General features: G+C 66.0%; 13 protein-coding genes. 7 read left to right on the forward strand and 6 right to left on the reverse strand.

The window, feature by feature from the left end; genetic code table 11:
• Positions 1 to 32: 32 nt before the first annotated feature.
• Together RP6297_RS17020 and RP6297_RS17025 are read left to right on the forward strand one after the other, a co-directional pair.
• Entirely contained in the window at positions 33 to 467 is a 435-nt protein-coding gene (locus RP6297_RS17020; protein ID WP_009239937.1) for an HIT family protein, read from the forward strand.
• Positions 468 to 682: 215 nt separating this feature from the next.
• Positions 683 to 1,036: an ATP-binding protein gene (locus tag RP6297_RS17025; RefSeq protein WP_370452735.1), complete on the forward strand. Its 354-nt coding sequence runs from the start codon at positions 683 to 685 to the stop codon at positions 1,034 to 1,036.
• Here RP6297_RS17025 and RP6297_RS17030 read toward each other — a convergent pair.
• Positions 939 to 1,301, reverse strand: a complete 363-nt coding sequence (locus RP6297_RS17030) for a DUF2917 domain-containing protein (RefSeq protein WP_004631509.1) — start codon at positions 1,299 to 1,301, stop codon at positions 939 to 941. The two genes, RP6297_RS17025 and RP6297_RS17030, sit on opposite strands and share 98 nt — an antisense overlap.
• Before the next feature lie 255 nt (positions 1,302 to 1,556).
• On the opposite strand from RP6297_RS17030, the gene RP6297_RS17035 reads away from it, so the two are divergent.
• Positions 1,557 to 2,513 carry a TauD/TfdA dioxygenase family protein gene (locus tag RP6297_RS17035; protein WP_009239938.1) on the forward strand — a complete coding sequence of 319 codons (957 nt, stop codon included), beginning with the start codon at positions 1,557 to 1,559 and terminating at the stop codon, positions 2,511 to 2,513.
• A gap of 2 nt (positions 2,514 to 2,515) precedes the next feature.
• Here RP6297_RS17035 and RP6297_RS17040 read toward each other — a convergent pair whose 3' ends face one another.
• Positions 2,516 to 4,042 carry a M20 family peptidase gene (locus RP6297_RS17040; RefSeq protein ID WP_009239939.1) on the reverse strand — a complete coding sequence of 509 codons (1,527 nt, stop codon included), beginning with the start codon at positions 4,040 to 4,042 and terminating at the stop codon, positions 2,516 to 2,518.
• 153 nt (positions 4,043 to 4,195) lie between these two features.
• On the opposite strand from RP6297_RS17040, the gene RP6297_RS17045 reads away from it, so the two are divergent.
• Genes RP6297_RS17045 through RP6297_RS17055 form a run of 3 tightly spaced genes read left to right on the forward strand, consistent with a single transcriptional unit; the run spans position 4,196 to position 6,796 of the window.
• Positions 4,196 to 5,005, forward strand: a complete 810-nt coding sequence (locus RP6297_RS17045) for a MetQ/NlpA family ABC transporter substrate-binding protein (protein WP_009239940.1) — start codon at positions 4,196 to 4,198, stop codon at positions 5,003 to 5,005.
• 20 nt (positions 5,006 to 5,025) lie between these two features.
• Positions 5,026 to 6,162, forward strand: a complete 1,137-nt coding sequence (locus tag RP6297_RS17050; protein WP_009239941.1) for a methionine ABC transporter ATP-binding protein — start codon at positions 5,026 to 5,028, stop codon at positions 6,160 to 6,162.
• Entirely contained in the window at positions 6,143 to 6,796 is a 654-nt protein-coding gene (locus RP6297_RS17055; protein WP_004631504.1) for a methionine ABC transporter permease, read from the forward strand. Before RP6297_RS17050 ends, RP6297_RS17055 begins: the two co-directional genes overlap by 20 nt.
• Positions 6,797 to 6,974: 178 nt before the next feature.
• Here RP6297_RS17055 and RP6297_RS17060 read toward each other — a convergent pair whose 3' ends face one another.
• The 4 genes from RP6297_RS17060 to RP6297_RS17075 all read right to left on the reverse strand — a co-directional run bounded on the left by RP6297_RS17060 (position 6,975) and on the right by RP6297_RS17075 (position 11,418).
• Positions 6,975 to 8,846: a family 2A encapsulin nanocompartment cargo protein cysteine desulfurase gene (locus RP6297_RS17060; RefSeq protein ID WP_009239942.1), complete on the reverse strand. Its 1,872-nt coding sequence runs from the start codon at positions 8,844 to 8,846 to the stop codon at positions 6,975 to 6,977.
• Positions 8,821 to 9,759 carry a family 2A encapsulin nanocompartment shell protein gene (locus RP6297_RS17065; RefSeq protein WP_004631502.1) on the reverse strand — a complete coding sequence of 313 codons (939 nt, stop codon included), beginning with the start codon at positions 9,757 to 9,759 and terminating at the stop codon, positions 8,821 to 8,823. The genes RP6297_RS17060 and RP6297_RS17065 overlap by 26 nt, the downstream gene beginning before the upstream one ends.
• Positions 9,760 to 9,849: 90 nt before the next feature.
• Complete coding sequence (gene epsC / locus RP6297_RS17070; RefSeq protein ID WP_009239943.1) at positions 9,850 to 10,851, reverse strand: serine O-acetyltransferase EpsC; 1,002 nt, start codon at positions 10,849 to 10,851, stop codon at positions 9,850 to 9,852.
• Positions 10,852 to 10,899: 48 nt separating this feature from the next.
• Positions 10,900 to 11,418 (reverse strand): rhodanese-like domain-containing protein, encoded by a 519-nt coding sequence (locus tag RP6297_RS17075; protein ID WP_009239944.1) that lies wholly within the window; start codon positions 11,416 to 11,418, stop codon positions 10,900 to 10,902.
• Between the two features lie 245 nt (positions 11,419 to 11,663).
• Here RP6297_RS17075 and RP6297_RS17080 point away from each other — a divergent pair, with 245 nt between their 5' ends.
• On the forward strand, positions 11,664 to 13,082 hold the full coding sequence (locus RP6297_RS17080; RefSeq protein WP_009239945.1) for an aminotransferase-like domain-containing protein: 1,419 nt from the start codon (positions 11,664 to 11,666) through the stop codon (positions 13,080 to 13,082).
• Positions 13,083 to 13,151 lie beyond the last annotated feature (69 nt).

Here is a 13,151-nt window from a genome sequence, read left to right on the forward strand (position 1 = left end):
TCCCGTGCATTTCCCGCTTACTGGAGACACCCATGCCTGACGCGACTTACGACAACCAGAACATCTTCGCCAAGATCCTGCGCGGCGAGCTGCCCTGCATCAAGGTGTACGAAGACGATCACACCATCGCCTTCATGGACATCATGCCGCAGGCCGACGGCCACGTGCTGGTGCTGCCCAAGGAAGGCGCGGCAGAGCTGTTCGACCTGTCCGACGATGCCGCATCGGCTGCCATCCGCACCACGCGCAAATTGGCGCGCGCCGTGCGGGCTGCGTTTACCCCGCCGGGCATCGCCATCTTTCAGCTCAACGGCAGCGCCGCCGGGCAGACGGTGCCGCACGTGCACTTTCACGTGCTGCCGCGCTACAGCGACACCCCGCTGCAACCACACGCCCGTGTCCAGGCCGACAGCGACAAGCTCAAGGCCCAAGCTGAGAAGATCATCGCCGCACTGCAAGCGGAATAAACGCTACCGTCACGGCGCAGCAGACGGCACTGCCGCGTTTGCCTGCGCCGTAATGTCGCCCGCCCATTCTCCTGTCGATAAGCCAGCCAGTCCAGGTGCTGGTCGACTGCTTCGGCCCGGTGGCAGCCGATCGCAACATCACCATCGACCTGCAGTGCGATGCGCAGCTGCACCACAAGCCCACCCGCGCGCGCATCGACGTGGCCATCGAGCCGGTGCCGCAAGGGATCGCCATTCCCGTGTGCAACCCGGGGCCGGGCATTCCGCACACCGCCCTGCCGCCGCTGTTCGAGCGGTTCTACCGGGGCGCCCCCTCGCAGGCGCAATCCAGTGCGCAATCAAGCCAGTCGACCGGGTTGGGACTGGCCACCGTCAAACCATCATGGACCTGCACGGTGGTAGCGTGCAGGCCAGCAGCTCGCCGGGTGGGCGGACCGGGTTCCGGCTCGTGTTTCCGGCTTGACGCAAGGCTTACGTACCAATCCGCTGTGCCGACGGCGTACGCGCTGCATCCTGCCCGTCGTCGCGCAGAATCTGCCGATACGCGGCCATCACCACCAAACCGATGAAGCGCAGCAGGCGGCGCGGGGCGTTGATGTCTTCGGTCACGGCAAAGCGCGCTGGCGTGCCTTCAACCGGCTCACCGGACAGCCAGAAGCGCACGCCCGCCGGCACGTCGATCGACTGGCCGGGCTTGAGCCAGATGTCCTGGCGCTGATGCTCTTGCGTGACCCACAGCAGCCCGGCTTGTGCGGCGATGGTTTGGGCCCGTGCCGACCGCCAGCTCACCGGCACGCCCGGCCGGTCCAGTTCGAAGATTCTGATTTCGCGCATGATTGAGACTCCTGTGCCGGGGTTCGTGGTGGATGATTTTTATGGGGACTGCGGATCGGCACGGTTCCATCTTGCGCGGCAGCGCAACCGGTTGACATGAACAGTTGTGAACAGTTTCGCTGAACTGTTCAGCATCTTTCTCGAACAGTTCATCGGCATGAGCGACAGAACTGCATTTGGATATGTCAAACCGTTCGTTTTCCGCCCGGCACCGGGTGGCTAGCATGATCCATCGCCGTTCCTGCCGGAGCCGCCATGCCAGACGATCACAACGCCGCCATCGACACCACGTTCGGCGCCCTGCGCGTACGCCGCGTGGCCGGACATATCGGCGGGGAGGTGCTCGACCTCAAGCTTGGTGCCGACTTGGCGGAAGACACGTTCGCGAGCCTGTATGCCGCGCTACTCAAGTACAAGGTGTTGTTCTTTCGCGACCAGCAGCATCTGGACGATGACCAGCACCAGGCTTTCGGCAAGCGCTTCGGCCGCATCGTCGCCCACCCGACCGTGCCGGCGCCCACCGGCACGCAGCTGTTTGAACTCGACGCGTCGAAGGGCGGTGGCCGTGCCGACTCGTGGCACACCGACGTGACGTTTCTCGATGCGTTTCCGAAGGTGTCGATCCTGCGCGCGGTGACGATTCCCGCTTACGGCGGCAACACGGTCTGGGCCAACACGGCCCGCGCCTACGAACAATTGCCGGATACGCTCAAGCAGCTTGCCGAGCAACTCTGGGCCGTGCACACCAACGATTACGACTACGGTGCCGAGCGCACGCAGATCGACGGCGCACGCCTGCGGCATCACCGCGAGGTGTTTACCGCGTCGGTGTATGAAGCGTCGCACCCCGTGGTGCATGTGCATCCGGAGACCAGCGAACGCGCCCTGCTGCTCGGGCATTTCGTCAAGCGCTTCACCGGCCTGCCGGGAAGCGAATCGACGCGGCTGTTCGAACTGCTGCAGAACCGCGTAACGCGGCTGGACAACACCGTGCGCTGGCAATGGCGCCAGCACGACGTTGCCATCTGGGACAACCGCGCCACGCAGCATTACGCCATCAACGATTACGGCAACCAGCCGCGCCTGGTACGCCGCGTGACCGTGCATGGCGACACGGCCGTCTCGGTGGATGGCAGCCGCAGCACGCAACTGCGCCGCCCCGAAGCCACCAACGACGCGCACATCGACACGCTGGTGGCAGCCTCACACTAAGATCAGGCCCCGGCCGCCTGCTGCACCAACCGGTGGTAGAAGCGGATCAGCTCCACCAGGTTGGCTTCGGTGATCCGCTCGTTGGTGCCGTGAAAGCGCGGCAGGTCTTCCGGCTTGGCGCGCACCGGCGAGAACCGATACACATGGTCGGCAATCTCGATCATGTGGCGCGAATCCGTCGCGCCGATCATCAGCCCTGGCGCCACGACCGTGCCCGGGAACAGCTCTCGCACCGTCTTGTTGATCAACTGATACGACGCCGATTGCGTGGGCGACACCGGCGAGGCTTCGCTCGAGCCGGGCAGGCGTGTCAGCTCGAACTTGCCTTTGGGCGCCGCCGCCTTGGCGGCGTCTTCCACGTGCGCGGTGACGGAGGCGATGGTGTCGCCGGGCAGCAGGCGGAAGTTGACTGTGGCCTCGGCGCGGCCGGGCAGCACGTTGTCCTTGTTGCCGGCCTGCACGATGGTCAACGCAGTCGTGGTTCGCAGCATGGCGTTGGAGCTGCCTGATGCCTCCAATTGCTTCTGGAGCAGCGGCCCGAACAGCCACAGGTTGGACAGTGCCACGCGGCTGAAACCCTGCATCTCGGGCGCCAGCGTCGCAAACATCTCCTGCGCAACGCCCCTAATGCCCGCGGGCAATTGATCGTCATCCAGCCGCTTGAGCGTGGCGCTCATCATGGCGATGGCGCTCTGCCCTGGCGGAGGCGGCATCGACGAATGTCCCGGCGTAGCGCCCACCTTGAGCTGCACGGAGAGGAAGCCCTTCTCTGCCACGCCGATCAGCGCCGCAGGTTTGGCGAGCCCAGGCAGCACGCCTTCGGTAATCAGCAGACCTTCGTCGATCACGAAGTCGAGACGTTCGCCGCGCGATTTGAGCAGCGCGGCGATCCGCTTGGCACCGCGCTCGCCGCCCACTTCCTCGTCGGCGCCAAAGGCCAGGTGGATGGTACGGCGCGGCTTGAAGCCGCTGGCAGCCAGCAACTCGATGGCTTCCATCTGCGAGATCAGGTTGCCCTTGTCGTCCCACGCACCGCGCCCCCAGACCATGCCGTCTTTGACGACGCCGTCGAAGGGCGGCTGCGTCCAGTCGCCTTCGGTGCCGGAGGCGATCGGCACGACATCCTGGTGGGCCATCAGCATGATGGGCTTCAGCGACGGGTCAGCGCCCTTCCAGGTGTAGAGCAACGCAAAGTCGCCCACCTGCTCACGCTGCAGCACGGCGTGCGCCTTAGGGTAACGCGCCTCGAGCATGGCGTGCAGCTGGCGGAACTGGTCGGCGCTCAGTTGCGCATCGGCGGCGCTCGACACGGTGCGTGCGCGCACGGCTTCGGCCAAGTGGGCCGCAGCGGCGGGGCCATCCACCGCGACCGGCGTAACGGCCGGCACATCCAGCTGGCGCGAGTTGTGCCGCCACGTATTGACGCCCACAACCGCTGCAAGGACCACCAGGATGACGGCGATTGCCAACAGCAAACGCCCCACCACCCGCCCCGCCGTCGCTCGGCGACGTTTGAAAGATGCATGCATCGAAGAGTCCCCCTCCTTGTGATTGAACTGCCACGGTCGACGGCAAGTATCGCTCTAACTCAGACCGAGTAACCATCTACGCAAATATTCGTGGGAATGGGCCCGGTTGCCATGCTGGAATCACTGCATGTTCCTTTTGCTGTAACCGTACCCATGAACCTGACCCAACGACTCGCCCTCGCACTCAGCGCCCTCACCATTGCCGCTGCCGCCCATGCGGCCCCACTGCGTATCGGCGTCACGCCTGGTGCGCTGGCCGATTCCGTGGAGGTGGCCGCCGCCGAAGCCCGAAAACAGGGGCTGGACGTCAAGGTGGTGGAGTTGACCGACTGGACCACTCCGAACGTGGCACTCGCCTCGGGTGATCTGGATCTCAATTACTTTCAGCACCAGGCCTTTCTCGACAACGCGATCAAGGAACGCGGTTATGCCTTCAAGAGCGTCGGCATCGGCGTGCTGGGCAACATCGGCCTGTATTCCAGCAAGATCAAACGCCTGAGCGATTTGAAGGACGGTGCGCGCGTGGCCGTGGCCAATGACCCCGTCAACCAGGGCCGTGGCCTGTTGCTGCTGCAGAAGGCGGGGCTGATCAAACTGCGCGATGGCGTGGGTGCACGCGGCACGCTCAACGACGTGGTCGCCAATCCGAAGAAACTGAAGTTTGTCGAAATCGAAGGCCCGCAGCTCGTACGCGCGCTCGATGACGTGGACCTTGCACAGGGCTACCCCGCGCACTTCGTCAACGCGGGCAAACCGGACGTTGCAAGCGCCGGCTTGCTGTACTCGGGCATCGACGACGAGTACTTCGCCATCCGCTTCGTTGCCCGCAACGACAACGCCAACGACCCGCGCATCGCCCGCTTCATCAAGCTGTATCAGGACTCGCCTGCCGTGCGCCAGCAAGTGCGCACGTCCTATGCCAACGACGACAAGCTCTTCACTCTGCCCTGGGTGAAACGGTGACACGGTAAAGCGCCAAGGCCATGACCACACTCGTCTCAAACCCCGCACACATCTGGACCGACGCGATCGCGCCGCATGCCAGGCACGCCGATGCCGCGGTCTCCACCCCCACGGCCGGCACCATCACGTTTCGCAACGTCGGCAAGACGTACCGCGCGGCCGCGGGCGATGTGCATGCACTGCAAGGCATCGACCTCGACATTCCGGCTGGGGGCATCTTCGGCATCATCGGGCGTAGCGGTGCGGGAAAATCCAGCCTGCTGCGCACCATCAACGGACTTGAACAACCCACCAGCGGGCAGGTGCTGGTGGACGGCGTCGATGTCGGCACGCTCGGCAGGGCCGCAATGGTGGGGCTGCGCCGGCGCATCGGCATGATCTTCCAGCACTTCAACCTGCTTTCCGCCAAGACGGTCTGGGAAAACGTCGCGCTGCCGCTGAAGGTGGCAGGCGTGCCGCCGGCCGAGATCGCGGAGCGCGTGGATGCGCTGTTGGCGCTGGTCGGGCTGGAGGGCAAGCAGCACGTGTATCCCGGGCGCCTGTCCGGCGGGCAAAAGCAGCGCGTGGGGATTGCGCGCGCACTCGTGCATCGCCCGGAAATTCTGTTGTGCGATGAGGCCACCTCTGCGCTCGACCCCGAAACGACCGACGCCATCCTCGCCCTGCTGCGCGACATCAACCGCCGCCTGGGGCTGACGATCGTGCTCATCACGCATGAGATGGGCGTGATCCGCGATATCTGCGACAACGTGCTCGTGCTCGAAGCCGGCCGCATTGCCGAGCAAGGCCCCGTGTGGCGCGTCTTTGGCGACCCGCAGCACGACGCCACAAAGGCCTTGCTCGAACCGCTGCGCGGCGGCCTGCCCGAAGACGTAGCGCTCCGTTTGCAGCCCACGCCGCCCGCGCGCGCTCCGTTCGAGCAACTGATCGAACTCAGCTACACCGGCACCGCCGCCGTGCCGGAACTCGCGCAGATTGCTCAGGCGCTGCACCAACCCACCCGCCTGCTGCGCGCCGACCTTGACCGCATCCAGGGCCGCACGCAAGGGCGCCTGCTGGTCGCAGCAGCGGGCAGCACGCTGTCGGCTGACGCGCTCGCCGCGCTGCAGTTGTCGCAACACACCCGGAGCCTCGGCTATGTCGCCGCTCACGATTGACCGCATCTGGCAGGGCTTGCTCGACACGCTCACGATGGTGTCGGCCTCCGCGCTGATCGCCGTGCTGGCCGGTATTCCGCTGGCGCTCATCCTGGTGCTGACCGCGCCGGGCAATGCGCTGGAGTCGCCGCGCGTACACCGCGTGCTGGGTGCACTCATCAACGGCTTTCGGGCCACGCCATTCATCATCCTGCTGGTGGCGCTGCTGCCGTTCACGCGGCTGGTGGTGGGCGCAACGATTGGCGTATGGGCGGCGGTCGTACCGCTGTCGATCAGCGCCACACCGTTCTTCGCGCGCATTGCCGAGATCAGCCTGCGCGAGGTCGACCGCGGCCTGATGGAAGCCGCCCAGGCCATGGGTTGCGAGCGTCGCCACATCGTCTGGCACGTGCTGCTGCCAGAGGCACTGCCCGGCATCATCGGCGGCTTTACGCTGACGGTGGTGTCGTTGATTGGCGCATCGGCCATGGCGGGTGCCGTTGGCGCAGGCGGGCTGGGCGACATTGCCATCCGCTACGGCTATCAGCGCTTCGACACCACCGTCATGGCGGTGGTGATCGTGGTGCTGATCGGGCTGGTGAGCCTCGTGCAGTGGGTGGGGGATGTCTCGGTGCGGCGGCTGAAGGCGCGTTGAGAGCTCGTTGATTTTTTTTGCTAGTGGTCCATTCCCGGTTTCATCCCCGGCAGGGGGAGAAAAAGAGACGCACCACCACCCCCCGCCCCGCCAAAGGCCAAAGGCCAAAACAAAAAAACGCCCCGCCAGCCCGTGCATCGGACCAACAGGGCGTCTTTCTTCAACAGCCCAAAATGCCTTACCGCCGGGCCAGCGCCCCCACCACGCGCACGAGTTCATCCACCTCCTCGCACGTGTTGTAAAACGCCAGGGATGGCCGCACCGTGGCCTCCACCCCAAAGCGCCGCAGGATGGGCTGCGCACAGTGATGGCCGGAGCGCACGGCAATACCTTCGCGGTTGAGCGCCGCGCCCACTTCTTCGGTGCGGTACCCAGCCAGCGTGAACGACAGCACGCTCGCCTTGTTGGCAGCCGTACCGATCAGCCGCAAACCGGGAATGCGCGACAGCCCATGCGTGGCATACACCAGCAGGTCGTGCTCGTAGCGCGCGATGTGCTCCAGGCCGATACGCTCGACGTAATCAAGCGCAGCGCCCAGCCCCACCGCGTCGGCAATGTTGCCGGTGCCGGCCTCGAAGCGCGCGGGTGCGGGCTGGTACAGCGTCTTCTCGAACGTGACGTCGGCAATCATGTTGCCGCCGCCCTGCCACGGCGGCAGCGTGTCGAGCAGATCCTGCTTGCCGTAGACCACGCCAATGCCTGTCGGCCCGAAGACCTTGTGGCCGGAGAACACGTAAAAGTCCGCGTCCAGCGCCTGCACGTTCACACGCAAGTGCGAGACCGCCTGCGCCCCGTCCACCAGCACGCGCGCGCCGGCCGCATGCGCCAGTGCGATGATCTCCTGCACGGGCGTCACCGTCCCCAGCGCATTCGACACCTGCGTGACCGACACCAACTTCGTCCGGGGGCTCAGCAGCTTGCGGTATTCATCCAGCAGGATCTGCCCGCTGTCGTCCACCGGAATCACGCGGATGCGCGCCCCCACCTGCGCGGCCAGCTGCTGCCACGGCACGATGTTGGCGTGGTGCTCCAGGTGCGAGACGATGATCTCGTCCCCCGCGCCGATGTGCTGACGGCCAAACGTCTGCGCAACGAGGTTGATCGCCTCGGTGGCGCCGCGCACGAAGATGATCTCGCTGGCCGACCGCGCACCGAGAAAGCGCGCCGCCTTGTTGCGGGCACCCTCATATGCGTCGGTTGCACGTGCGGCCAGTTCATGCGCCGCGCGGTGGATGTTGGAGTTCTCGTGCGCGTAGAAATACGCCAGCCGATCGATCACCGCTTGCGGCTTGTGTGTGGTGGCAGCGTTGTCCAGCCAGATCAGCGGTCGGCCATTGACGCGCTCGGCCAGGATCGGAAAATCCCGCCGCACGGCATGCACGTCGAAAGCGCCAACGCGATGCGGCTGGTGGCTCTGCTGGTCCCTCGTATTGCGCGGTGCCTCCAGCGTGGGCGCGGCCGGGCCGCCGGCTGGCGCGAGGAAGTAGAACTGCCCCGCCTGCGCAGCCCCACCCGGTTGCCGCAATGCATCCGGCCCCGCAGGCGGCGTGCCAGATGCGCCATCGATCAACCGTGCCAGCGCATCGGTGCCCGGTAGCTGAAACGGCTGCGCTGAGACACGATCCTCCGGCACACCCGCCTCCGACGCCGCCACCCCCGCATGCGGCGCAGCGGACTGATATCCGCTCGCCTCACCGAGGAAGTAGTACGGCGAACTCGGGGCCGAGACGGGATGCGCAGGTACAGGCTGGCCATGACCGGGTGCCAGCTGCGGCAGCGCCGCCGCATACTGCGTCGGCACACCCAGCACAGGGACGTGCGATGCAATCGGTGCGGCATCCGCAACGGGCAACGCGTTCAACTGCGGCGATGTGCCCACCGGCGCCAGATCGATGGCGGGCTCTGGCTCCCTGCCGGGTAGCGCCGTGAAGAACGCGTTGGCCAGTTGCGCCAGCGCAGCCGCATCCGGCAAACCAGCCGGCACGTCGCCCGCCGGCAGCGCCAGGCCGCTCACGCCGGGCGCATTACTTGTAGGTGTCGGGGTAGTCATGGTACTTGCCGATCTCCACGTCTTCGAGCACCGCCAGCGCGTCTTCGGTCAGCACGGCCAGCGAGCAATACAGCGAAATCAGGTACGACGCGATGGCGTTCCGGTTGATGCCCATGAAGCGCACCGACAGGCCCGGGCTCTGCTCGCCCGCCACACCCGGCTGATACAGGCCCACCACGCCCTGGCGCTTGTCGCCCACGCGCAGCAGCAGAATCTTCGTGCGGCCGTTTTCGTCAATGGGCACCTTGTCCGACGGAATCAGCGGCAGGCCGCGCCATGTCAGGAACTGGGAGCCGAACAGGCTGACAGTGGGCGGCGGCACGCCACGGCGTGTGCATTCGCGGCCAAACGCGGCAATCGCCAGCGGATGCGCAAGGAAGAACGCTGGCTCTTTCCAGACCTTGGTGATCAGCTCGTCCAGATCGTCAGGCGTGGGCGCGCCGGTGAGCGTGGAGATGCGCTGCGTTTCATCCACGTTGGCCAGCAGGCCGTAGTCGGGGTTGTTGATCAGCTCGCTTTCCTGACGCTCCTTGATGGTCTCGATGGTCAGGCGCAGCTGCTGCTGGATCTGGTCGTGCGGGCTGCTGTACAGATCCGAGACACGCGTATGTACGTCGAGCACCGTCGTCACCGCGTTGAGGAAGTACTCGCGCGGATGTTCGTCGTAGTCGACAAAAGTCTGCGGCAGCTCTGCCTCGTCGCGCTGCGAGCAGGCAACACGCACATCGCGCGGATTCTTCACGCGGTTCAGGCGGAAGATGCCGGCCTCCACCGGCTGCCACTGCAGCAGGTGCACCAGCCAGCGCGGGCTGATGGTGGACAACTGCGGAACAGTCTTGGTCGCGTTCGCCAATTGGCGTGCGGCACTGTCGCCTAGCGCGGTGCGCACGTCCTGGGTATCTGCTTCTGCCATGCAATGACTCCCAACTTCATTTGAAAAAATGCCCCCGTTTCTCTGGCGGGTGCGGTGGATAAAACCGGTGGGAAAGGCACGTCGGGCGAATCAGCGCGCGGGGTGTGCCTCGCTGTGGCTGTGCGTGTGCGGCCGAGGGCTCTGAACGCCCTCCTGCACGCCGCTCTGCACGTTTGCCTGGGTGACGCTGCTGCCGGGCGGCACGCTGCGCGTGAGCCACACGTTGCCGCCAATGGACGAGCCGCGTCCGATGGTGATGCGCCCGAGGATGGTCGCGCCGGCGTAGATGACGACGTCGTCTTCCACCACCGGGTGGCGCGCAACGCCCTTCTCAAGATGGCCATCGGCATCGGCAGAAAAGCGCTTGGCACCGAGCGTCACCGCCTGGTAGATCCGAACGCGCTCGCCAATCACGGCGGTCTCACCAATCACCACGCCCGTACCGTGGTCGATGAAGAAGCCGCTGCCGATCTGGGCGCCGGGGTGGATGTCGATGCCCGTGTCGGCATGCGCGGTCTCGGCGACCATGCGCGCGAGCAGCGGCAAGCCGGCGCGGTACAGGTGATGGGCAATGCGGTGATGGATGACGGCAAGGATGCCGGGGTAGCACAGCAGCACCTCGTCGACGCTGCGCGCTGCGGGATCACCGTGGTAGGCGGCCAGCACGTCGGTATCGAGCAGGCGACGCAGCATGGGGAGTGCCGCCGCGAAGTCGCGCACGAGTCGCACAGCCTCGGCATCGGGATCGCGATCCACGGCGCGCGCCTGGCGCACCGTGTGACGCAGTTCCAGCCGCACCTGCGCTACCAGCGCATTGAGTGCCGAATCGAGCGTATGGCCGACGTAGAAGTCTTCGCTTTCTTCACGCAGGTCCGTGGGGCCGAGCCGCATGGGGAACAGTGCCCCGCGCAGCGCCTCCAGGATCTGCCGCACCGCCTCGCGCGAGGGCAACTCGCGGCCCGTGACTTCGGTACGGCCGTTGCGGGCGCGCCAATCAGCCCGGGCCGCACGCAACTCGCCGACGATGCGGTCCAATTGCCAGCCTGGGTCGTGTGCGGGCGCAGGCCTGCCCGCGATGACGCGATCGCTCATCGTCGCTCCCCTGTTCTGTTGGTTTGATTGTTAGCGCTGCGGCGGCGCTCAGTCCTGCTGCCAGGGCAGGCCCCAGCGGCGCCAGCCGCCGGCTTCGCCGCGTTGCTGCTGTTCGTCCAGGTCGCCCTCGAAGCCTTCCAGCACGTTGAACACGTTCTGGAATCCGGCAGCGGCGGCGGCTTCCGCTGCGGCAGCAGAGCGTTTGCCACTGCGGCACAGCAGCAGCACCACGGCGCTCTTGGGCGCGGCTTTCTCCAGCTCCCGCAGGAAGCGTGGGTTCTTGATCATGGCGGGCCCGGTCTGCCACGCCGCGTGAGGGGTATCCGGCACACGACCCACGAACTTCCGTTCTTCCGCTGTACGCACGTCCACGAGTACGGCGTCGCCACGGCTGACCAGCGCCCAGGCTTCGGCCGGTGTCAGCCCGCCCGCGTAGCGCAGCCCCTGCTCGCTGGCGTGGCTGCGTGCGCGCTCCAGCAGCGTTGACGAGGGTGTAGACAGCACGCTGTCGAGCACGGCCTGCACAGCCGGATCGCGTGGCGCAGTTTGAACGGTGGTGGCAGACATCGAACCTCCGACTTAGTGATCGCAACGAGCGCGCAATGGGTGACGGACAAGCCCACTCTAGCCTTGGGTGATATTTGATAAAACGAATAAAACCGCCCTTCGATCCACGGTCATCGCATAACGCCGGCCTGCATGACGCGCCGTACCGAAGCGCGTCCGTTGGTGCGCCGGGTCATTACAATGCGAACAGTCCAGAACAGTTGTACGTGACTGTTCCGAATCATCTGCCCGGAGGGCTACCGCCCATGAAACTCCAGATCGATCCCGCCACCCGCGTCCCCATCTCCGACCAGATCGTGGCCGGCGTACAGGCGTGGATTCGCGACAACGACGTGCGCCCCGGCGCCAAGCTGCCGTCGATCCGGCAACTGGCGGCGGACTACGGCATCAGCCGCTTCCCCGTGATCGAGGCGTATGACCGGCTGGTTTCGCTGGGCCTGCTGGACTCGCGCCACGGCTCGGGCTTCTACGTGGCTGAGAGCAACCTGACGGGGCGCGACGGGCGCGGCTGGTCAGACCCGCGCCGGGCGGAGGCCGAGTCCAAACACATCTTCGAGCAGTTCAGCTACCCCGACGGCATGCTCAAGCTCGGCGGCGGCTTCGTGCCGGCAGACTGGCGCGATGTCGATGGCCTGACGCAGGCCATCCGTCAGGTATCGCGCACCGATACGCATGCGGTAATCGACTACGCCTCGCCACTGGGCAACGCGGCGCTGCGGCATCAGGTCATGATGCGTGCGCGGCAGCTCGGCATCCAGGCCGACCCGCCCAATGTGCTCATCACCGCCGGCACGAGCCAGGCGATCGACCTGGTAATGCGGCACCTGCTCAAACCCGGCGACACGGTCTTCGTGGAAGACCCGGGCTACTACACCGTGTTTGGGCTGCTGCGGCTGCACGGCGTGAAGCTGGTCGGCATTCCGCGCCGCAGCGACGGGCCGGACGTGGAAGTGACGGAAGCGATGCTGCGCGAGCATCGGCCCAAGCTGTTCTTCATCAACACCGTGCTGCAGAACCCCACGGGCTCGGTGGTGTCACCGCCGGTGGCGTTCCGCCTGCTTGAACTGGCGCGGCGCCACGGTTTCACGTTTCTCGAAGACGACATCTTTGCCGACCTTCAGGCCGATCCGACCGCACGGCTTGCCACGCTGGACCAGCTGGATCATGTGATCTACGTGGGCGGGTTTTCCAAGACAGTGTCGGCATCGCTGCCAGTGGGTTACCTGATTGCCAAGCGCGAGCTGGTACATGACCTGACCAACGTGAAGATGCTGACCAGCGTGGGCGGCTCCCGCTTTGCCGAGGCCGTGGTGAGCACGCTGCTGGAGCGCGGCGCCTATCGCAAATATGTGGAGCGGCTGCGCCAGCGCGCGGGTGACTCCGTCATCGCGTCGCTGGATGTGTTGGCCGATGCAGGCTGGGAGGTGTTTCACCATCCGTCGGGCGGCAACTTCCTGTGGGCGCGCGTGCCGCATGTGGAGGATTCGCGCGATCTGGCAGCCACCGCAGAAAAGCACGGCGTGACGTTGGCGCCCGGGCATTACTTCCGACCGAACCTGGAGGTATCGCCGTGGGTGCGCATCAACAGCGCCTACGCGACCGAGCCCCGTGCGGTAGCCTTCCTGCAGGAGGCGGGGCGGCGGCCCGGCCGCAAGCGCGCCTGACGCCAGCGTGCCGGGCACGCGCGTTGCGATGCAGTTGAGGTTCATGCCGCATGCAGCGGCGCAGGAACC

Source organism: Ralstonia pickettii, from assembly GCF_016466415.2.
Lineage (GTDB): Bacteria > Pseudomonadota > Gammaproteobacteria > Burkholderiales > Burkholderiaceae > Ralstonia > Ralstonia pickettii.